Origin of the sequence: Pseudomonas fluorescens, assembly GCF_000967965.1 — a bacterium.
In the GTDB taxonomy this organism is placed as follows: Bacteria; Pseudomonadota; Gammaproteobacteria; order Pseudomonadales; family Pseudomonadaceae; genus Aquipseudomonas; species Aquipseudomonas grandcourensis.
On sequence record NZ_LACC01000018.1, the window covers coordinates 1 to 21940 of the forward strand.

Sequence of the window (21940 nt, forward strand, 5' to 3'; positions counted from 1 at the left end):
CAGGTTGGTCAGGCTTTCGACAATCTTGTCGTAGCATTCCCAGTTACGTGCAGCGCGACCGATACCACCGTAAACCACCAGTTCTTTAGGGTTCTCGGCGACTTCCGGGTCGAGGTTGTTCATCAGCATGCGCAGCGGCGCTTCGGTCAGCCAGCTCTTGGCGGTCAGCTTGTTACCACGTGCGGCACGGATTTCAACGTCACGAAACTTAGTAGGTTTAATGTCAGTCACGAAAAAGACTCCTCAGCAATCAATCCAAACCAACCCAGGCAGTGGGCGAGCAAGCCAATGGGCATCAATGCACACCGGCGAATCAGTGGACGATGGTTGAGTCCTCGTGACTCATACGCATACGTCTTTACTTGTACATACAAGCATATGCAATCAAGCGGCCAACTTGTTGGATGAGCATTCAAGAAAAATCCTGAAACGGCTGGAGAGCGCCTGGAGCAAGGGTTCTGGCGAAGATGAAAAGTTTTACGGGGGATTTTTGTGGCGAGGAGGTTTTGTTACTTGAGCGTGGTTTTGCGCCACGCTGGGGCATTCGGTAACAAGTTGGTGCGGCTTTGGAAACAAGAAGTGTGAATGCTTTTGTGGCGAGGGAGCTTGCTCCCGCTGGGCTGCGAAGCGGCCCAAAACCGACATCCGCCGGAATTTGGAGTCCTTCGGCCTCCAGCGGGAGCAAGCTCCCTCGCCACAGAGAGGCTCATTGGCCTGGTAATCAGTGTGCGGCCAGCTCAATCACACAGCATGGGCTATTAACGGAGATTTCCAGCAGGCCAGTGTTACCGTCGAGTTGCAGGCAATCATGCCGACCGAGCTTCGAAGCGCTGTTACCGACCACCACTTCCAGCGCATCGCTGATGCTGAACACCAACACCGTACCCGCCGAGCTGAAAAACCGCTGCTCGCCACTCAACCACTGCAACCGCGCAGCGTAACGCTGCGGCGCGTAAATCAGGTTGAAATCGCGAATCGGACCGCCGAGCAATGTGCAGGAAACCTTGCTTTCACCGCTGAAGGCAAACGGGTCCAGCGGTAACAGTGACCGAGTGTCCTGGCCATCCACCGTCAGGGTCATGCCCTCGCCTTGCAACACGGTGATTACCCGCTCATAACCGGCAAAGGTGGAAAAGCCGCCCGACTCGCCAATGTCGGCAATCGACAGGCGCCAGCCAAAGCCATCCAGGCCGGTGCCGGCATCGCGGGTGATTTCTTCGGTGCTGCCGCCGCCGTTTTTCCACGGCATGCGCGGGTAGTCTTTGGCGCGTAAAAGCTTTGCGATACTCATTTATGGCTCTCTATTTATGAAACCGACCTTCCAGACGATGACGGGAACCGGGGTGGATCAAGCGAGCAGCGGTCACTGGCTGACGACCGGACCAGGTGCGGCGACGGATCAGCAGGCACGGCTCGCCCTTTTCAATCTGTAGCAACTTGCATTCGGACGACTCGGCCAGGATCGCCTCGACCACGTGCTCGCCTTCGGTCAGCGGCGCGACCTGGTTCAGGTAGGCGTAAGGCGTTTGCAGGGTGAAGTCCTGCTTGAGGTAGTCCGGCGCCACCAGCGCATTGACGAAACGGTCTTCGATTTGCACCGGGATATCGTTTTCGAAATGCACGATCAGCGAGTGGAACACCTTCTGCCCTTCGCGCATGTCCAGGGCCAGGGCGCGCTCGGAGCCGGCGGCCTCTTCTTCAAGGGTGATGACCTTGCAGGTGTGGCGATGACCGCGAGAAGCGATTTCGTCGGCGATGTTGTGCACTTCAAACAGGGCAGACTGGCTTTTCGGCTCGGCAACGAACGTGCCGACGCCTTGCATGCGCACCAGCAGGCCATCGGCAGTCATCTCGCGCAGGGCGCGGTTGATGGTCATGCGGCTGAAGCCCAACTGGCTGACCAGTTCGCTTTCCGACGGAACGCGATAGTGCGGCGGCCAGTTTCCACTGTCGATTTGCTGGGTGATCATTTGTTTGACGCGGGCGTACAAGGGCGCCGGACTGTCGCCCATGTTCGCGGCCAACGGAGAGACTGTAGGCGGAGTCGGCACGGTTAATCCTTGGTCGTTTAGTAGATGTCGCTAGCTTGCCGGAGTTTACCGGGCAGGCAAACGTCTGTATATGTATATACAAATAACACACGATGGGGTGCTGAACCATGTCCGCCTTCTTTGCCGAACGCGCGCTGCTGCCTAGTGGATGGGCCAACAATGTACGTCTTGAGGTCAACGCCGACGGCGTATTGACCCATATCCAGGCCGATTCCAACGCAGATGGCGCCGAACGGCTAAGCGGTCCGCTGCTGCCTGGCATGCCGAACCTGCACTCCCACGCCTTCCAGCGGGCCATGGCCGGGCTGGCGGAAGTGGCGGGCAATCCGAACGACAGTTTCTGGACCTGGCGCGACCTGATGTATCGCCTCGTCGGAAAAATCAGCCCGGAACAACTCGGCGTCATCGCCCGTCAGCTGTACATCGAAATGCTCAAGGCCGGTTACACATCGGTGGCGGAATTTCATTACGTACACCATGACATTAACGGCCAGCCTTACGCGGACCCGGCCGAACTGGCCCTGCGTATCAGCCAGGCCGCGGGTTCCGCCGGTATCGGTCTGACCCTGCTGCCAGTGCTCTACAGCCACTCCGGTTTCGGCGGCCAGACTCCGAACGAAGGTCAGCGCCGCTTCATCAACAGCACCGAAAACTACCTCAAGCTGCAATCGCGCCTGCAACCGGCCCTGGCGCAGCAGCCGGCGCAAGCCCTGGGCCTGTGTTTCCACTCGCTGCGCGCGGTCACGCCGCAGCAGATCAGCGAAGTGCTGGCGGCCAGCGACAAGCAATGCCCAGTGCACATCCACATCGCCGAGCAGCAGAAGGAAGTCGACGACTGCCTGACTTGGAGCGGTCGTCGTCCGCTGCAATGGCTGTACGAAAACGTCGACGTCGATCAGCGCTGGTGCCTGGTCCACGCGACCCACGCCAACCCGGAAGAAGTCACGTCGATGGCCAAGAGCCGTGCCATCGCCGGCCTGTGCCTGACCACCGAAGCCAACCTGGGCGACGGAATTTTCCCGGCGGTGGATTTCCTAGCCCAGGGCGGCCGCATGGGCATCGGTTCCGACAGCCATGTGTCGTTGAGCGTGGTGGAAGAATTGCGCTGGCTGGAATACGGCCAGCGTCTGCGCGACCAGCGGCGTAATCGTTTGTATGGCGCGGATCAGCCGATGGTCGGGCGTACGCTGTTTGATGCCGCGCTGGATGGCGGAGCCCAGGCGCTGGGTCAGCCGATTGGCGCGCTGGAAGTCGGCAAGCGCGCCGACTGGCTGGTGCTCGACGGCAACGATCCGTACCTGGCAACAGCCAGCGGCGACGGAATTCTCAACCGCTGGTTGTTTGCCGGTGGCGATCGCCAGGTGCGAGATGTCTTGGTCAATGGCCAGTGGGTGGTGCGTGACGGGCGGCATGCTGACGAGGAAGAAAGCAGCCGCGCCTTCACCCAGGTACTGCGCGAACTTTTAGGCTGATACAAAAACCTGTGGGAGCAGCCGGTCGACGCTCGATTGCTCCCACAGGGTTACATGTATCAGTTGGACGTCTCGGCCATCTGCTGTTCCGACGCCCGCCAGATCAGCCGCGTGGTGTCGTAACCCTGCTGGCGCGCCTTGCTCAGCAGCTCCTCACGCACCACACCGTTCACGGTTGGCGTGCGCGACAACAGCCACAGATACTTGCGGCTCGGGTCACCGACAATGGCGGTCTTGTAGTCATCGCTGACGTACAGCACCCAATATTCGCCCTTCGCCGTACCCGGGATCAGCCTGGAGAACCAGGTATCGAACTCGACCCACAGCTTGTCGTTCTTGCCGGGCACCTGTGGAAAAGCCGTGCCCTTGACCTCTTCCCATTGCCATTGTGCCGTCAGGCAGCGGTTCAACACCGCGACGTTGCCGTCGGGCTTGAGCGTGTAGTGGGCTTCGGACTGCGCGCAGTCGCGCTGGAAGTACATCGGCATGCGAGCCAGCTCGTACCAGGTACCCTGGTAGCGCTTGAGATTGACGCTTTTGACCGTCTTGGGGGCCAATGTGTCCTGGCCAGACGAGGCACAGCCGGCCAACACCAGGCCGGCAAAAAGGATGATCAATAACCGCTTCATTGTTTTTCTCCCGTGGGCGATCGCCCCGGTTTACTTCAGGCCTTGGCCGGAAAACATCAGCACTTTGTCACCGGCGAACTGCACGCTGATAAAGCTGTTCTTGTCGCCCCAGGTGCAACTGGACATGCCGAGCGCGCCTGAACAATCGGCGGGTTTGCCCAACAGGGTCTCCACATCGGCCTTGGCCATGCCGGCGGAGAGCTTCGAGTAGTTTTCCTGATTGACCTTGCTGCAGGCAGCGAGCAATACGCAGAACGAAAGCAGGGCGATGGAACGCAACGACATGGTGAAACTCCGGGGGCGTAGGGGATTGGCATGGCTGCCAAGCTGAAGCTTAGAAGAGAAAACCCCTGTCAGGTTCCCTGCCAGGCAGGCTATTTATCGGGCCACTCGTCTACCTTTTGCCGAAAATCAGCCACTTTGCCTGTTTACCGAGCATTTCGTCGTTTTTCAGAAAACCCGCCTAATCTTTGGCGCCGTTCAGTCGACATAAATGCAACGCAAAGCCACGTCGGTGGCATTTGCTCCCCCATTTTGTAGAACAGCCCTTCTGCGGTAGCTCATCCATGACCAGAAACATGAAGTTCAGCCACAAGATATTGCTGGCTGCCGCCCTCGTGGTGGCCGTCGCATTCGCTTGTTTCATCCTGTTCAACGACTATCGCCAGCGCGAAACCTTGCGCAACAGTACCGAAGCCTCGATGCAGGAACTCGGCAGCCTGACCACCAGAAACATCCAGACCTGGCTGGAAAGCCGCATGCAATTGCTGCAGTCGATGGCCCAACAGATCAACGCCGACGGCAATGCTCCCGCTGGCCTGAAACGAATCATCGACCTGCCCGCCTACACCGGCAATTTCCAGCTGAGTTACTTCGGTGGCGCCGACGGCGTGATGTTCTCGGTCCCGGCGGGCAACCGCGCGGCGGACTACGATCCGCGCGCCCGCGGCTGGTACAAGGCGGCCAATAGTGCGCAACAGACCATCGTCACCGAACCCTACATCGCCGCCTCCTCCGGCAAGCTGGTGATCACAGTCGCCACCCCGGTGCAGCACCAGGGCCAGATGATCGGCGTCGCCGGCGCCGACATCGACCTGTCCAGCGTCAGTGCGATCATCAATTCGCTGAACTTCGGCGGTCACGGCCATGCGTTCATCGTCGGTGCCGACGGCAAGATCCTGATTCACCCGGACAGCAAGCTGGTACTCAAGAACCTGACCGAGGCCTACTCCAACGGTGCGCCGAAAGTCAGCCCGGGCATGAAAGAAGTCGAAATCGACGGCAAGCGCCAATTCATCTCCTTCACCCACGTCAACGGCGTACCGTCGGCGGACTGGTACGTAGCGCTGGTGCTCGACCAGGACACCGCGTTCTCGATGCTCAGCGAATTCCGCACCTCGGCGATCATCGCCATGGTGATTGCCGTGGTGATCATCATTGTGTTGCTGGGCATGCTGATCAGCCTGTTGATGCAGCCGCTGCTGACCATGGGCCGCGCCATGCACGACATCGCCGAAGGCGAAGGTGACTTGACCAAACGCCTGGTCATTCACGGCCACGACGAATTCGGCGCGCTGGGACTGTCGTTCAACCGCTTCGTCGAGCGCATTCACACCTCGATCATCGAAGTATCCTCGGCCACGGGACAGGTCAACGAGGTGGCGCTGCGTGTGGTCGCCGCGTCGAACTCTTCGATGTACAACTCAGACCAGCAAGCCTCGCGCACCAGCAGCGTGGCCGCGGCGATCAACCAACTCGGTGCCGCCGCCCAGGAAATCGCCCAGAACGCCGCCCTGGCCTCGCAACATTCCAGCGATGCCCGCAGCTTGGCCGAAGACGGCCAACAGGTGGTGGATAAAACCATCGCGGCGATGCAGCAGCTGTCGGCCAAGATCAGCGATTCGTGCGGCAACATCGAGACCCTCAACAGCAACACGGTCAACATCGGGCAGATCCTGGAAGTGATTACCAGCATTTCCCAGCAAACCAACTTGCTGGCACTGAACGCAGCCATTGAAGCGGCACGTGCTGGCGAGGCCGGTCGTGGTTTTGCCGTGGTGGCCGATGAGGTGCGCAACCTCGCTCACCGTACCCAGGACTCGGCGCAGCAAGTGCAGACGATGATCGAAGAGCTGCAAGTCGGCGCCCGGGCAGCGGTGGGCATCATGACCGACAGCCAGCGGCAGAGCGAAAGCAGCGTCGGTATCGCCAACCAGGCGGGCGAACGCCTGGGCAGCGTGACCCAGCGCATCGGTGAGATCGATGGCATGAACCAGTCGGTCGCTACCGCCACTGAAGAGCAAACGGCGGTGGTGGAGTCGATCAACGTCGACATCACCGAGATCAACACGCTGAACCAGGAAGGTGTGGAGAACCTGCAGTCGACCTTGCGTGCGTGTGCCGATCTTGAGCAGCAGGCGGCGCGGTTGAAGCAGTTGGTGGGTAGTTTCAGGATCTAAGGCGCTGCTGAAGGCCCCATCGCGAGCAGGCTCGCTCCTACACTTGATCTGTGGCGTTCACAAATCCACTGTAGGAGCGAGCCTGCTCGCGATGGCGGCATCAGCCACAATGAAGATTTAAAACCGTGAACCAGGCTTTGAGAGAAACGCCAACTCCTCAGCCGTAGACTCCCTTCCCAACACCGCATTGCGATGGGGAAACCGCCCAAACTGCGCAATCACCCTCTGATGCCGCTCGGCGTAATCCAGGTAATCGGCAAACAGGGCTCGGTCACTTTCAGGCTGCTGCGCCACCAACTCGATGTAACGCGAGACACCTTCGTTCTGCACCGCGAGATTCTCGCTGTGCTCGAATACCAGGTAGATGAACACCCGCTGAATCGGCTGCAACTGCCGATCGAAATCCGCGGCAATGCCTTGGGCTACCAGTTTCTGTGCGCGGGAATCGCCGGAGAATGCTTTTGGTGTATCGCGAAAGATCATTCGCGGGATTTGATCGAGCAACAGCACCAGGGCCAGCCAACCTTCGGGACGTTGCATCCACTCGGTCAATCCGCCGGCCAGTGCCTGCTCGGCCTGGTCCCCGAAACGCTCACGCGCTTCGAGGTCCTGGCTGTCGCGCTTGCCAAACCACAACTTGCCCTTCTGCGCCGCCACTTCCCTCGCTGACCCGGAGCTTCCGAACCACCAATCAAGCAACGGCTGCCAGGGCGTGGTCATGGTTTATTCCTTGTGGTAAGCCGTGACGCGGGCAACTTCTTCTTTCGAACCGAGGAACACCGCAACACGCTGGTGCAGGCCTTCCGGCTGGATGTCGAGGATGCGCTGGTGGCCGTTGGTGGACGCGCCGCCCGCTTGCTCCACGAGGAACGACATCGGGTTGGCTTCGTACATCAGGCGCAGTTTGCCCGGCTTCGACGGCTCGCGGCTGTCGCGTGGGTACATGAACAGACCGCCGCGGGTCAGGATGCGGTGTACGTCGGCGACCATCGCGGCAACCCAACGCATGTTGTAGTTCTTTTTCAGCGGGCCTTCATCGCCTGCCAGCAATTCGCTGACGTAGCGCTGTACCGGTGCTTCCCAGTGACGCTGGTTGGAAGCGTTGATGGCGAATTCCTGGGTGGCTTCAGGAATGGTGATGTTTTCGTGGGTCAGGACGAAGCTGCCCATTTCACGGTCCAGGGTGAAGCCTTTCACGCCGTCGCCCAGGGTCAGGATCAGCATGGTCTGCGGACCGTAGATCGCGTAACCGGCGGCCACTTGCTGGGTGCCTGGCTGCAGGAAAGCCTTTTCGTTCAAAGGCTCGTTCTGGCTCAGGTATTCGTTCGGGCAACGCAGTACCGAGAAGATGGTGCCGACCGGGGCGTTGATGTCGATGTTCGACGAACCGTCCAGCGGGTCGAATACCAGCAGGTACGCGCCTTTCGGGTATTTGCCCGGGATCTGGTAGGCATTGTCCATTTCTTCGGACGCCATGCCGGCCAGGTGACCGCCCCATTCGTTGGCTTCGAGCAGGATCTCGTTGGAGATCACGTCGAGCTTCTTCTGCACTTCGCCCTGGACGTTTTCAGTGTCCATGCTGCCCAGAACGCCGCCGAGGGCACCTTTGGACACGGCGTGGTTGATCTCCTTGCAGGCACGCGCCACCACTTCGATCAGGAAGCGCAGATCGGCAGGAGTGTTGTTGCTGCGGGTCTGCTCAATCAAATAGCGACTCAAGGTAACGCGGGACATGGAAGGCTCCGGTGGAATGGGGGGGGCTAAAAACCCGCGCAGTTTAACGCGAGTCGGGGCGCATTTCCTCCTATCAGACGTGATCGGCTGAAGAGAGTTCATGTGCGGGGATGAGCGTAGTTGGAAAAGGGCTGGGGGTGAGCCGGAAAGTAGCGGTCATATCAGCATCTTTATTGACTGATATACCGCTATCGCGGGCAAGCCCGCTCCCACAAGGACAGCGCTGTACCTGTGGGAGCGGGCTTGCCCGCGATCTGGCGCGAAGCGCCAGCCTAGGGTTTGACCGGCGGTTTACGCAGCAAGCTGAACGCCATCGCCGCCAGGAAAAAGACACTGAGCAACAACACCGCCCACAAGCCGAACTTCTTCCACTGGGTGTCCGTCGTCGCCAGCGTTTTCACTGTCGATGCATTCGAGACCACCGCCCCGACATCCACCATGGCCCGACCCAAGGTCGCAAGCTTCGCCGGGCTGTAATCCGGAACCAGCGTCGACAGCGGCAAGTTCGCCGCCTTCGCCGTCGAATTCCCCACGACCAGCGTGTAAGGCCCCGGCCCGCGCGCCAGGAACACCAGTTGCGTGGCACGCACGGCAAACTTCAGCGTCGGCGCCTGATCACCCAGGCCGCCGCCGCGCTCGTCCACGGTCAGTTTCAATTGCTGGACGATTTGCCCTGACAGCTGCAATTCGTTTTGCACCACGTCCTGATCATTCTGGGTCAGGCGATAGAGCAAACCACTGCTCAACGACTGCCATGGCAGGCTGCTGTCGCGCCGGCCGGCCAGGCTCACCGGTGCCAGGCTGTTGGGCTGGCTCAACTCGACCTGCACCCGCTCGACATTCAGCCCCATCGGCAACTGCCAGGTGTATTCACCCGCCTTCACGCTGCTGCCGGCCAACCCCTGGGACCAGACCAACGGCAGCGGCAGACTGCGGATAGTGGCGCTCTGCAATTGCGCCGAAGTCAGTGTCGGTGCCGAATGCGGTGTGATCCACAGCAACCGCAGGTAGCGCGCCGACTGGCCCGGCAGATTGACTTCATGCTGTTCGACCCGCTCGTCGGAAAAGGTCAGGCGCGCCACCTGCCCTTCGCCCCAGGACTGCCAATGCTGCAAATCATCGCTGGCTTCGACGGTAAAACGCTGGAAGCCGTCGCGCTCGCTGGTCCAGTCGAGAATCAACTGCTGCAAAGGCGCCTTGATAGCCGAAGCGTCGAGCAACCAGCCGCGCAGCTCCTCCTCACCCGCCTCCAGCGGACTGGAGGGCTGCACCTGGACCAATGTGCCGTTGGTGCTCGATTGCACCCGCACGCTCGGTGCGGTTTCAGTAGCGTCCAACGAGTTGTACAACGGAAACCATTTCACCTCGTTCAAGGTGCGCGTTTCATTGCTCCGCGCCGACTCCCGGGCCAAGGCATAAGCCTGAACATCGCCCACGGCATTGAACACACGCACGTCGCTCAGGTCGGCCTGCCGTGCATTCAGTTGTATGTTCAGGGGCAGTTCAAGGCGATACCAGGGGCCCTCACCCGTCACCGATAAAGGCACTTGGGTGGTGAAGTCCGCCGGTTTTTCCTGGGCAACCGCCGACAACATCACACCCATGGCAACAGCGCCCAGCCAACCCAGGTTCAGCTTCTGACTCAAGATGACACTCCTTCGGATTCCGGGACCGGTTTCTCGACATCCGGCACAGCTTCGGCGCGCTTAGGTGGCAGCGGGGCGAAATAGCCCACCACCAGCAGCAACACGCCGACACCGATAAACGACACGATCCGCGCCAGTCCGCCGCGATTACTCAATTCGACAAAGAACAGCTTGGCCACGACCACGCCGATCAAGGCAGCGCCGATCAGCCAGACTTCACGGCGGCGACGCAAATGACCGCCGATCATCAGGCTCAGGGCCATCAAGGTCCAGACGATGGACAGGCCGGCTTGCACCCGCATCGATTCCAGCAACAGATCCAGCTCGAACGGCACCCCACTCCAATGGTGCGCCGTACGCATTACCAATGCCGTAAAGAACACGAACAGCGAGGCACCTGCGACCCCTTGCGTGGCGATGGCGGCGTAATCCTCGCGAACCGCCAGTTGTGTCATGGCGCTGCGGGACCAGACATAGACGCCGAACAGCGCGAACAACAGGCCCAGCTCCAGCGGGTTGATCAATGGCACGTAGGGCAGTGGCTCGGCGTTGCCGTCACTGGCGACATTCGCCAGCCAGAACCAGCCGAGCATCAACAACGCCAGCGGCGCGGCGGCGTATACACGGTATTCGCGCGGATACGCCGACACCGGCCAAGGCCACGCGCGAGGTGCCGCCATCAGCACCAGATACAGACTGGGCAGAATCGCCCAACCCAACCAGCGCCAGGCGTTGTATTGCTCGGACAACACCAGCAAGCCGTAACGCAGCTCCAGAGCCAATACACCCATCAATAGCCAACAGCCGAGCACATGGGCGACGCTCGTCACGCGCACCGGCAGCATGGGCGCCAGGCGTCGCAGGGACATGAAATGCACGACGAACACGGCGGCCCACGCCAGCCAGCCAAAGTTGGCCGCCGGGTGATAACGCGAATGCCAGGCCGCGAGCAGCACCAGTGCCGCCGCGGGAATCAAAACCGTGCCGAGTACCCCCAGTGACGGCCATTTCAGGCGCAGCGCCAATACTGTCCACAGCGCCACACTCACGGCAGCGATGCCCAACAACAAAGTCGCCCGCATCGGCAACGGCGCAAAATGCAGCACTTCGATGCCCCAGGCCAGCGCCCACCAGCCTGCGCCCCACACCAGCAGCGCCTGGGACAATCGCAACAGGCTCAGCCCTTCCAACGCTCCGAGCGAATGACCAATCTGCAAACGCCAGGCCCCGACCATCGCCGCCAACCCCAACACCAGCGGCGCCCAGAATCCAGCATGTGCCAAGGGATTCAGCCCTTCACTGAACAGCGGTCCTGCCGTCAGGAACAGCGCGCCGCCCAACAGCTGCACAGCGAGCGCGGTGAACACGAAGGTGCGCGATGGCAGACGCAAGCCAACCAACAAGGTCAGCGCCCCGGCCAGGGCCCAACTGATCACCGTGCCGTGGCTGAAGAAAAACAACGGCGCCAGCAAATAGAGAAACGCCAGCCCGAGGCACGCCAGGACTGGCAGGCCTTTGAGCTCCCAAGGCCTGATCTGCTCCGGCAAGGCTTTACGCAACTGGTAGAAGCTGAACAGCAACGCGACGCCCAGTAACAGCGCACCTAGCGGTACACCGCCGAGCAGGCTGCTCTCGCTGTCATGCAGCTCGCTGAGAAACGCTAGCGCCGAGCCCAGTTGCAGGAGCAAGGCAAAAGCCCGCCCCAAGGGCCTTTGCTGGCGCAGGCCGAGCCAGAAGATACCCGCGCCCTCCACCGCCCACGCCGCTGTCGTCCAGCGTGCATCGAGCCCCAGCGGAATCGCCAGGCTCGCGAAGATCACACCCAAGGCCAGGCAGGTTTCCCCCAGCAACAGCGTGCGCCCGGCCATCAGCCAACGGGCAAGCCCCATGTAAATCATGCCCAGCGCCAAGGCACTGAACGCCGTTGCGAACTCCAGATGCTGCACCAGTGCGAACTGCAAGCCGAAACCCGCCAGCGGCGGACCGAACAACAGCGTGCCGTCGACATAGTCACCCTTGCGCGCCGACCACTGCAGCAGCGATTCGCGACTGCCCTCTACCGGTGCATCGCTCATTTCCAGCAGCCTGCGTCGGGCGAACAGCAGACCAATGGCCAGGTACATCAGGAAAAACAAAATCAGAAACGGCTCAGTGCTCCACAGCAGTTCCGGCGAGTAGGAGCGCAGGCCCCAGGCGAAACCGATGCCGAAGGTGCCGCTGAACCCGATGACATTCAACAGCCGCCAGGCCTTGAACCAGGCGATACCGAAGATGCCGGCGTTGAGCAGGGCAAAGTAGCTGAACAACGCGACGTGGCTACCAGCGCCGGTGGAGGCCAGGATGGGCGCGGCGAAGCCACCCAGTGCGGCAGCGGCGGCCAGCCCCAGGGAGTCCTGGGTAATGGCGAGAATCGCCGAACAGACTGTCACCGCCACCAGCAAGCCAAACCCCGCCGAAGGGTCGAGCAGCGGATGCAGGCGCATCGCGGCAAACACCGTCAGGTACAGCACGGCGATCCCGGCGCCCTGCAGGATCAACGCATAACTGCTGTTGCGCGTTCGCAACCACCAACCCAAGCCGAGCAACCCCAAGGCTGCCGCCGCAACGCCTGCGTAACGCAATTCAATCGGCACCACCACGCCTTCGGTGGCATAGCGCAGCAGAAAGGCCAGGCCGAGGAACAGCAGCACCACGCCGACCCGCAACACTGTATTACCGCCGAACAACCAGGCGCGGGCCCGGCTGATGGCGCGGTCGATGAGGTTCGGATCTCGCGGGGGGACAGGTGGTTGTGCCTCGCGAGCGGTCGTCTCGGCCTTCCAGGCATCGGCGGGCTGCGCACGACCGGTTTCGGTGGCCGCTGCGGTGATCGGTTCGAGTTCGGGCGGCAGCTCCCAGACCAGCTCCGGGGCTGCAGCCGGTGCTTCATCGAGGATGGTTTCAGGTGAGACAAGCGGCTCGCGGGTTTCCGGCGCCTTGACGCCCGATGCTTCGAGCAGCGCCAGCCGTTGCTCGACCGCGTGCAGCGCTACCTGCGCCTGCTCCAGCAAACGCTGCTGCTCGACGGCCTGCGAGTCCATGCGAGCCAAGCGAAGGGCCTGGCCGATACCCAATCCGAGTAACGCGCCCAGCAGCGCATCGCTGAATGACTCGTCGAGTATCCAGCCGAGCACCAGCCCTATCAGCATGAACATCCATTGCATGGTCGATATCCCTAAGCCCATTGGCCAATCCGGAAAGATTAGCTCAGCCGTATCCATAAAGATCGCAGCCTTCGGCAGTTCCTACATAGTCGCGGTATTACGCGATCCTGCAGGAGCTGCCGAAGGCTGGGATATTTTTCGGCGCGCCAGTATATCCACCTGCCTGAAGACTTACTCCAGTGCCTTCCAGATTTCCGTGGCGTACTCGCGAATGGTCCGGTCCGACGAGAACCAGCCCATCCGCGCCGTGTTCAACACCGCCGAGCGCCACCACTCCTTCGAATCGTGCCAATGGGCTTCGACGCGCATCTGGGCGTGCCAGTAGGAATCGAAGTCGGCGCAGACCAGGAAGCGGTCGTAGTCCACCAGCGAATCGATCAACCCGGTGTAACGGGACGGATCATCCGGCGAGAACACCCCGCCACGAATCGCTTGCAGCACATCGTTCAAACGATGGGAGGCAGCGATATCCGGCACCGCGCTGAATTCATGATTCTGCTTGCGCGCCTCCACCTGCTGCGCGCTGAGGCCGAAGATGAACATGTGCTCGGCGCCGATGCGGTCGCGCATTTCCACGTTGGCCCCGTCCAGGGTGCCGATGGTCAGCGCGCCGTTCAGCCCGAATTTCATGTTGCTGGTGCCTGACGCTTCGAAACCGGCGGTGGAGATCTGCTCGGACAAATCCGCCGCCGGAATGATGCTCTCCGCCAGGCTGACGTTGTAGTTGGGCAGGAACACCACTTTGAGCAAGCCGCGCACGGTCGGGTCGTTGTTCACCACCCGGGCGATGTCGTTGGTCAGTTTGATAATCAGTTTGGCCTGGTGATAACTCGCGGCCGCCTTGCCGGCGAAGATCTTCACCCGTGGCACCCAGTCGATTTCAGGTTCCGCGCGAATCGCCTGGTACAACGCCACGGTGTGCATCAGGTTGAGCAACTGGCGTTTGTATTCGTGGATCCGCTTGACCTGCACGTCGAACATCGCCGCCGGGTTGACCGCCACGCCCAACCGCTCATGAATCAGGTACGCCAGGGCTTTCTTGCTGTGCAGGCGTTGCTCGGCAAATGCCTTGCGGAATGCACTTTTCTCGGCGAACGGTTCGAGGGCGAGCAAACGCTCTTCCGGGTTATCCAGCACTTCAGGACCAAGGGTATCGACCAGCATCGAGGTCAGCTCGGGGTTAGCCTGATACAGCCAGCGGCGGAAGGTGATGCCGTTGGTTTTGTTGTTGATCCGCTCCGGGTAGAGCTTGTGCAGTTCGGAGAACACCGTTTGTCGCATCAGTTGCGTGTGCAATCCGGACACACCGTTGATGCTGTGGGAACCGAGAAACGCCAGGTTGCCCATACGCACCCGGCGTCCGTTGTCTTCCTCGATCAGCGACACCGCGCGCAGCACGTCGAAGTCGTGAATGCCTTTGGCCCGCAGGGAGTCGATGTGCTGGGCGTTGATCAGGTAAATGATCTGCATGTGCCGCGGCAGCATGCGTTCCATCAAGCCCACCGGCCAGGTTTCCAGCGCTTCGGGGAGCAACGTGTGGTTGGTGTAGGAAAGCGTGTCGACAGTAACTTGCCACGCCGCATCCCATGCCACGTCATAGACGTCGACCAGTTGCCGCATCAGTTCAGCCACGGCAATCGAAGGGTGGGTGTCGTTGAGCTGGATCGCCGCGTGGTCGCCGAGGGTCAGCACCGAGGTGTGCATGTTGCGATGGCGGCGCAGCAGATCCTGCAACGAGGCGGCGACGAAGAAATACTCCTGGCGCAGGCGCAATTCCTGGCCGGCCTCGGTGCTGTCCGCCGGGTACAGCACCCGGGAGATACTTTCGGCCCGGGCTACTTCGGCCACGGCGCCCAGGTGGTCGCCGGCATTGAAACGCTCCAGATGCAGATCTTCCATGGCCCGGGCGCGCCACAACCGCAGCGTGTTGACGCTTGCCCCGCGCCAACCGACCACCGGCGTGTCATATGCAATGGCCCGTACGGTTTCCGCCGGGTGCCAGACTTGCCTGGACTTGCCGCTGTCATCGGTCACGGTCTCGACACCGCCGCCGAAGCCGATCGGGTAAACCACCTCCGGGCGCTCGAACTCCCAGGGGTTGCCGAAATCCAGCCAGTGTTCGGTCTGCTCCTGTTGCCAGCCATCGACGATGGCCTGGCGGAACAAGCCGTGTTCGTAACGAATGCCGTAGCCATGACCGGCGATGCCGAGGGTCGACATGCTTTCCATGAAACACGCCGCCAGACGTCCCAGGCCGCCGTTGCCCAGCGCCGCATCGGGCTCCAGCAGGCGGATGCGCTCAAGGTCGACGCCGAGTTCGGTCAGGGCTTCGCGGGCCACGTCGAGCAGGCCAAGGTTGCTCAGGCTGTCGTAGAGCAGCCGGCCGATGAGGAATTCCAGGGAGAGGTAATAAACGCGCTTCTGGCCTTTGCGGTAGATCTGCCGCGTGTGGTCCATCCAGTGCTCGACCATGTGGTCCCGCGCGGCCAGGGCAATGGCTTCGAACCAGTCGTGGTCGAAGGCGTGATCCGGGTCTTTACCCACTGCATAAGTGAGTTTGGTCAAGACGGCGTCGCGGAATGCGGCCACCTCTGCTTCGCGAACAAGTGGTTCTTGAGTCATCGATAGGACCTCGAGCGAGCTTGGAGTTGTCTGAGCCTAGACGGTCTGACAGGCGGTAGAGGCTCTGGTTCGGCAGTTTTTCCTTTGAATACGAGCTGGATCGACATTGCGTTGTCTTGTGCCTGAATCAATGCAGGGCCCGTGCCTATTTTCCGGTTGTTTGCACCGCCTGCGAAAAAAACTGGCGAAAGGTTGTTCAAAAATCCACCAGTCCCGGTATGATCGCGCGCCCTGATGCACACGCTGGTAACAAACGATGATGAAGCCGAACCTGATCGCTGCCGCAGAGATCGACCGCCTCGATACCTGGGCCAAGTACTCTGCCCCGATGTGCGGCTCGTGCATGTCCAGCTGCTGCACCCTGCCCGTCGAGGTCAAGATCAAGGATCTGATCCGCATCGGCGTGGTCGATGAATTCGAGCTGGGTGATCCGCCGAAGAACATCGCCAAGCGCCTGCAAAAGGAAGGTTTGGTCGAACGCTTCAACCAGAAATCAGGAATCTTTACCCTCCAGCGCATGAGTAACAACGATTGCCTGTACCTGGATCGTAAGAGCCGTCTGTGCACTATTTATGAAAAGCGCCCGGATACCTGTCGCAATCACCCGAAAATCGGCCCGCGGCCGGGATATTGCGCTTACAAGCCCAAGGAAGTGGAGCGCGAGCGTCATTCGCGGAGTATCGAGCGGTTCTGATCCGTATTGCATCATCTGTGGCGAGGGAGCTTGCTCCCGCTGGGTTGCGAAGCGACCCCAAGATTTTACGACTGCTACGCAGCCGAACGGGACGGTGCGGCGATCCGACAAGCCCCCTCACCACAGTAATCGAGTAAATCGCAGACAAACAAAAACGCCCCCGGCCTTGCGGTCGGGGGCGTTTTTTTGTCAGCTAACTAAATGACTTAGTTACCGGACTTCTTGGCAGCGCGGGTACGCTCGCTTTCGCCCAGGATCTTCTTGCGAAGACGGATGGACTTAGGCGTGACTTCACACAGCTCGTCTTCTTGTACGAATTCCAGAGCTTGCTCCAGAGTGAAGCGTACAGGCGGAACCAGAGCGATGGTTTCGTCTTTACCCGAAGCACGCATGTTGTCGAGCTTCTTGCCTTTGGTTGGGTTAACACCCAGGTCGTTGTCGCGGCTGTTCAGACCAACGATTTGACCTTCATAGATGTCCTGGCCGTGTTCGATGAACAGCTTGCCACGCGACTGCAGGGTTTCCAGCGAGTAGGTCAGTGCCTTACCGGTAGCAACCGATACCAGCACGCCGTTCTGACGGCCGGACATGTCACCGGACTTCATGGTGTCGTAACGGTCGAAGATCGAGGTCAGGATGCCTGCACCGGAGGTCAGGGTCAGGAACTCGTTACGGAAACCGATCAGACCACGGGCCGGGATGTTGTACTCAAGGCGCACACGGCCCTTGCCATCCGGAACCATGTTGGTCAGGTCGCCTTTACGGATACCGATCTGTTCCATGATCGCGCCCTGGGATTCTTCCGGCAGGTCGATGGTCACGTTTTCGTACGGTTCGTGCTTGACGCCATCAACCATACGGATGATCACTTCCGGACGACCAACACCCATTTCGAAGCCTTCGCGACGCATGGTTTCGATCAGTACCGAGAGGTGCAGCTCACCACGGCCGGAGACTTTGAACTTGTCGGCGGTGTCGCCTTCTTCAACGCGCAGAGCAACGTTGAACAGCAGTTCCTTGTCCAGACGTTCCTTGATGTTACGGCTGGTCACGAACTTGCCTTCTTTACCGCAGAAAGGCGAGTCGTTTACCTGGAAGGTCATGGAAACGGTTGGTTCGTCAACGGTCAGCGGCTTCATCGCTTCGACGTTCAGTGGGTCGCACAGGGTGTCGGAGATGAACAGCTGGTCGAAGCCACTGATGCAGACGATGTCGCCAGCCAAAGCTTCTTCAACGTCAATGCGGTGCAGGCCGTGGTGACCCATCAGCTTCAGGATACGACCGTTGCGCTTCTTGCCGTCAGCGTCGATAGCCACGACCGGAGTGTTCGGCTTGACGCGACCGCGAGCGATACGGCCAACGCCGATCACACCCAGGAAGCTGTTGTAGTCCAGTGCGGAGATCTGCATCTGGAAGGGACCGTCACGGTCGACTTTCGGCGCTGGTACGTTGTCGACGATCGACTGGTACAGCGGGGTCATGTCTTCAGCCATTTCAGTGTGGTCCAGACCGGCAATACCGTTCAGGGCCGAGGCGTAGACGACTTTGAAGTCCAGCTGTTCTTCGGTAGCACCCAGGTTGTCGAACAGGTCGAAGATCTGGTCCAGAACCCAGTCCGGACGCGCGCCTGGACGGTCAACCTTGTTGATGACCACGATTGGACGCAGGCCGGCTTCGAAAGCCTTCTTGGTCACGAAACGGGTTTGCGGCATAGGGCCGTCTTGAGCGTCAACCAGCAGCAGAACGGAGTCGACCATCGACATTACGCGTTCAACTTCGCCGCCGAAGTCGGCGTGGCCCGGGGTGTCCACGATGTTGATGTGGTAGCCGTTCCAGTTGATGGCGGTGTTTTTCGCCAGAATGGTAATACCGCGCTCTTTTTCCTGGTCGTTGGAGTCCATCACGCGCTCGTCGTTGAGCTCGTTGCGCTCCAGGGTGCCGGATTGACGCAGGAGTTTGTCTACCAGGGTGGTCTTACCATGGTCAACGTGGGCAATGATGGCGATGTTGCGTAGATTTTCGATCACTTGTGTATCTCGATCAGAGGATTCGGTGTGCTGACAAGTCTTGGCAGCGATTAACAGTAGCGTCCGTGAAAGCCGTTACAGCTTGACGGTGGCATCGGGGGGCCGGTGACGCAGGCCACAGGCAAACAGCCCCGGGCACTTAGCTCGGTCGATAAACGCGCACATTGGCATGCCCCTCACTGAGCAAATGGTGGGCATGCAGGCGACTCATCACGCCTTTGTCGCAATACAGCAGGTACTGGCGAGTAGGGTCCAGTTCCTTGAAACGAGCGTTCACTGCATAAAACGGCATCGTTTGTACCTCGATGCCAGCGAGGTCCAGCGGGTCGTCTTCAGCGGCATCCGGATGACGGATGTCGATGACGATCTGACCGGCCAGCGCTTCGCTGACTTCTTCAATCTGCAAATCCTGGCCCAGTTCATCGATCACGCGATCGATCGGCACCAGCTTGGCGTTTTCGAGCGCACGCTCGAGTACCGCCATATCGAATTCTTTCTCTTCATGCTCGACGCGATAGCGCTTGGCCGCGGTCTTCGGGTTGACCGAGATGACGCCGCAGTACTCCGGCATGTGCCGGGCGAAATCGGCGGTGCCGATTTCGTTGGCCAGGTCGATGATGTCCTGCTTGTGGCTCGCGATCAGCGGACGCAACACCAGCTTGTCGGTCACGCAATCGATCACTGACAGGTTCGGCAGTGTCTGGCTCGATACCTGGGAGATCGCCTCACCAGTGACCAGCGCCTCAATGTGCAGTCGATCGGCAATTTGGGAGGAAGCGCGCAACATCATACGCTTCAATACTACGCCCATATGACTGTTATCGACTTTGCCAAGAATTTCTCCCAGCACTTCTTCGAACGGCACACTGACAAATAGCACGCGTTGGGAGCTGCCGTACTTCTTCCAGATGAAATGCGCGACTTCCATGACGCCCAGTTCGTGGGCACGTCCGCCCAGATTGAAGAAGCAGAAATGCGCCATCAGGCCGCGGCGCATGATCTGGTAGGCCGCCACGGTGGAGTCGAAGCCACCGGACATCAGCACCAGGGTCTGCTCCAGCGCGCCCAGCGGATATCCGCCGATGCCGTTGTGCTGGCTGTGGATCACGAACAACCGTTGGTCGCGAACTTCGATCCGGACTTCGATTTCCGGCTTTTTCAGGTCGATTCCGGCGGCACCGCACTGACGGCGCAACTGGCTGCCGACATATTTTTCGATATCGATCGAGCTGAACGGGTGCTTGCCGGCGCGCTTGCAACGCACCGAGAAGATCTTGCCGGCCAGTGCATCACCGTAGTGCTGCTTGCACTTTTCAACGATGTCGTCGAAATCGCCCAGCGGGTACTCATCGATCTGCAGGAAATGCGCGATGCCCGGCATGCAACTCAGGCGCTCGCCCATCTCCTTCAAGGCCTTGGGGTCGCTGACGCGGGTTTCCAGCTCGAGGTTGTCCCACACGCCGTTCACCACCACGGCCGGGTCCAGATCGCGGAGCACGGCACGGATGTTTTTGGCCAATTGACGGATGAAACGCATCCGTACCGGGCGGCTCTTGATGGTGATCTCGGGGAAGACTTTTACGATTAATTTCATGGAAACAGCGCGCGCATGGCCTGCCGAAAAAGGGGGGCGCGGATTATAGCGGAAATTGCTCAAGGTTTAACCAGTTAATGTGCAGAAGGTTTCGCGCGCACCAAAACAGGTCATTTATTGAAATGAGCGCCACATTGTAGGGCGTGTTTTTCCGCTTTAAGGTACTTTTCCGCCTGACAGGCGTGAAATTGGGGCAAAAAACCCATGGTGGGGCACTGGCATGCAATTTGCTCCCTTGTGAGGCAGGTTGCCTTGGCAGAGTATTCGCGCCGGCATCACCCACATTTAAGGGCATCCACTACTAGCCCGAAGCCACCCGGAGGACACTATGTCGAAGTCGGTTCAACTCATCAAAGATCATGACGTCAAGTGGATTGATCTGCGCTTCACGGACACCAAAGGCACTCAGCACCACGTGACCATGCCGGCTCGCGATGCGCTGGATGACGACTTCTTCGAAGTCGGCAAAATGTTCGACGGTTCCTCCATCGCTGGCTGGAAAGGCATCGAAGCCTCCGACATGATCCTGATGCCGGACGACTCCACCGCTGTTCTGGATCCGTTCACTGAAGAACCGACCCTGATCCTGGTCTGCGACATCATCGAACCTTCGAGCATGCAAGGCTACGACCGCGACCCACGTGCGATCGCCAAGCGCGCTGAAGAGCACCTGAAAGCCACCGCAATCGGTGACACCGTATACGCCGGTCCAGAGCCAGAGTTCTTCATCTTCGACCAGGTGAAGTTCAAGTCCGACATTTCCGGCTCCATGTTCAAGATCTACTCTGAACAAGGTTCGTGGATGTCCGACCAGGACATCGAAGGCGGCAACAAAGGCCACCGTCCAGGCGTCAAAGGCGGCTACTTCCCGGTTCCGCCGTTCGACCACGACCACGAAATCCGTACCTCCATGTGCAACGCACTGGAAGAGATGGGCCTGACCGTCGAAGTTCACCACCACGAAGTGGCGACTGCCGGCCAGAACGAAATCGGCGTCAAGTTCAACACCCTGGTGAAGAAAGCCGACGAAACCCAAACCCTGAAGTACGTCGTGCACAACGTAGCCGACGCCTACGGCCGCACCGCTACCTTCATGCCTAAGCCTCTGTACGGCGACAACGGTTCGGGTATGCACGTACACATGTCCATCTGGAAAGATGGCAAGAACACCTTCGCTGGCGAAGGTTATGCCGGCCTGTCCGACACCGCCCTGTACTTCATCGGCGGCATCATCAAGCACGGTAAGGCCCTGAACGGCTTCACCAACCCGGCAACCAACTCCTACAAGCGTCTGGTTCCAGGCTTCGAAGCTCCAGTGATGCTGGCCTACTCGGCTCGCAACCGTTCCGCTTCGATCCGTATTCCTTACGTGTCGAGCCCGAAAGCCCGCCGTATCGAAGCACGCTTCCCGGATCCGGCTGCCAACCCGTACCTGTGCTTCGCCGCACTGCTGATGGCTGGCCTGGACGGCATCCAGAACAAGATCCACCCTGGCGACGCAGCTGACAAAAACCTGTATGACCTGCCGCCTGAAGAGGCCAAAGAGATCCCACAAGTTTGCGGCAGCCTGAAAGAAGCCCTGGAAGAGCTGGACAAAGGTCGTGCGTTCCTGACCAAAGGCGGCGTTTTCAGCGACGACTTCATCGACGCTTACATCGCCCTGAAAAGCGAAGAAGAAATCAAGGTACGTACCTTCGTACACCCACTGGAATACGAGCTGTACTACAGCTGCTGATCCGGTAGCGTCGCGATACGCGGCGTGACAAAAAGAGGCCTCCTTCGGGAGGCCTTTTTATTGGTGCGCCAGGC

Annotated in this window: 15 protein-coding genes and 2 pseudogenes; 5 read left to right on the forward strand and 12 right to left on the reverse strand. The window is 59.9% G+C overall.

All coding sequences use genetic code 11. The features are described from left to right. The 3 genes and pseudogenes from VC35_RS15650 to hutC form a co-directional block, all read right to left on the reverse strand. Positions 1 to 231 (reverse strand): annotated as a pseudogene (locus VC35_RS15650) (urocanate hydratase); the annotation flags it as partial. A 490-nt stretch (positions 232 to 721) separates the two neighbouring features. Next, a complete protein-coding gene (locus VC35_RS15655; protein WP_046041294.1) occupies positions 722 to 1291 on the reverse strand; it encodes a HutD/Ves family protein in 570 nt (189 codons plus the stop codon). A 10-nt stretch (positions 1292 to 1301) separates the two neighbouring features. Beyond that, entirely contained in the window at positions 1302 to 2012 is a 711-nt protein-coding gene (gene hutC, locus VC35_RS15660) for a histidine utilization repressor (protein WP_173677901.1), read from the reverse strand. A gap of 146 nt (positions 2013 to 2158) precedes the next feature. Here hutC and VC35_RS15665 point away from each other — a divergent pair, with 146 nt between their 5' ends. Next, entirely contained in the window at positions 2159 to 3523 is a 1365-nt protein-coding gene (locus VC35_RS15665; protein ID WP_046041298.1) for a formimidoylglutamate deiminase, read from the forward strand. 59 nt (positions 3524 to 3582) lie between these two features. Here the strand turns inward: VC35_RS15665 and VC35_RS15670 are convergent, their stop codons facing one another. Then, positions 3583 to 4152 (reverse strand): lipocalin family protein, encoded by a 570-nt coding sequence (locus VC35_RS15670; RefSeq protein WP_046041300.1) that lies wholly within the window; start codon positions 4150 to 4152, stop codon positions 3583 to 3585. Positions 4153 to 4182: 30 nt separating this feature from the next. Next, positions 4183 to 4437, reverse strand: coding sequence for a hypothetical protein (locus tag VC35_RS15675; protein ID WP_007975531.1), 255 nt, complete (start codon positions 4435 to 4437; stop codon positions 4183 to 4185). Between the two features lie 293 nt (positions 4438 to 4730). Here VC35_RS15675 and VC35_RS30330 point away from each other — a divergent pair. Both VC35_RS30330 and VC35_RS30335 read left to right on the forward strand, forming a co-directional pair. Further along, positions 4731 to 5753, forward strand: a pseudogene (locus VC35_RS30330) (HAMP domain-containing protein); the annotation flags it as partial. Positions 5754 to 5846: 93 nt separating this feature from the next. Then, positions 5847 to 6611: a methyl-accepting chemotaxis protein gene (locus tag VC35_RS30335; RefSeq protein WP_404942359.1), complete on the forward strand. Its 765-nt coding sequence runs from the start codon at positions 5847 to 5849 to the stop codon at positions 6609 to 6611. Between the two features lie 117 nt (positions 6612 to 6728). On the opposite strand, the gene VC35_RS15685 is transcribed toward VC35_RS30335, so the two are convergent. From VC35_RS15685 to VC35_RS15705, 5 genes are all read right to left on the reverse strand, one after another. Continuing rightward, positions 6729 to 7331 (reverse strand): DUF924 family protein, encoded by a 603-nt coding sequence (locus tag VC35_RS15685; protein ID WP_046041304.1) that lies wholly within the window; start codon positions 7329 to 7331, stop codon positions 6729 to 6731. A 3-nt stretch (positions 7332 to 7334) separates the two neighbouring features. After that, entirely contained in the window at positions 7335 to 8345 is a 1011-nt protein-coding gene (locus tag VC35_RS15690) for a class 1 fructose-bisphosphatase (RefSeq protein ID WP_046041307.1), read from the reverse strand. Positions 8346 to 8617: 272 nt separating this feature from the next. After that, on the reverse strand, positions 8618 to 9991 hold the full coding sequence (locus VC35_RS15695) for a DUF3999 domain-containing protein (protein ID WP_046041309.1): 1374 nt from the start codon (positions 9989 to 9991) through the stop codon (positions 8618 to 8620). Beyond that, a complete protein-coding gene (locus tag VC35_RS15700) occupies positions 9988 to 13194 on the reverse strand; it encodes a DUF2339 domain-containing protein (protein ID WP_046041311.1) in 3207 nt (1068 codons plus the stop codon). Before VC35_RS15700 ends, VC35_RS15695 begins: the two co-directional genes overlap by 4 nt. 171 nt (positions 13195 to 13365) lie before the next feature. Continuing rightward, complete coding sequence (locus tag VC35_RS15705) at positions 13366 to 15816, reverse strand: glycogen/starch/alpha-glucan phosphorylase (RefSeq protein ID WP_046041313.1); 2451 nt, start codon at positions 15814 to 15816, stop codon at positions 13366 to 13368. A gap of 256 nt (positions 15817 to 16072) precedes the next feature. On the opposite strand from VC35_RS15705, the gene VC35_RS15710 reads away from it, so the two are divergent. After that, the gene (locus tag VC35_RS15710) at positions 16073 to 16510 is read left to right on the forward strand and encodes a YkgJ family cysteine cluster protein (RefSeq protein ID WP_046041314.1); all 438 of its coding nucleotides are present in this window, start codon (positions 16073 to 16075) and stop codon (positions 16508 to 16510) included. Positions 16511 to 16716: 206 nt separating this feature from the next. Here VC35_RS15710 and typA read toward each other — a convergent pair whose 3' ends face one another. Both typA and thiI read right to left on the reverse strand, forming a co-directional pair. After that, complete coding sequence (gene typA, locus VC35_RS15715) at positions 16717 to 18537, reverse strand: translational GTPase TypA (RefSeq protein WP_046041316.1); 1821 nt, start codon at positions 18535 to 18537, stop codon at positions 16717 to 16719. Positions 18538 to 18676: 139 nt separating this feature from the next. Beyond that, positions 18677 to 20131 (reverse strand): tRNA uracil 4-sulfurtransferase ThiI, encoded by a 1455-nt coding sequence (gene thiI, locus VC35_RS15720; protein WP_046041318.1) that lies wholly within the window; start codon positions 20129 to 20131, stop codon positions 18677 to 18679. A gap of 328 nt (positions 20132 to 20459) precedes the next feature. Here thiI and glnA point away from each other — a divergent pair, with 328 nt between their 5' ends. Then, positions 20460 to 21866 carry a type I glutamate--ammonia ligase gene (gene glnA / locus VC35_RS15725; RefSeq protein ID WP_008002929.1) on the forward strand — a complete coding sequence of 469 codons (1407 nt, stop codon included), beginning with the start codon at positions 20460 to 20462 and terminating at the stop codon, positions 21864 to 21866. The last annotated feature ends 74 nt before the right edge of the window (positions 21867 to 21940 follow it).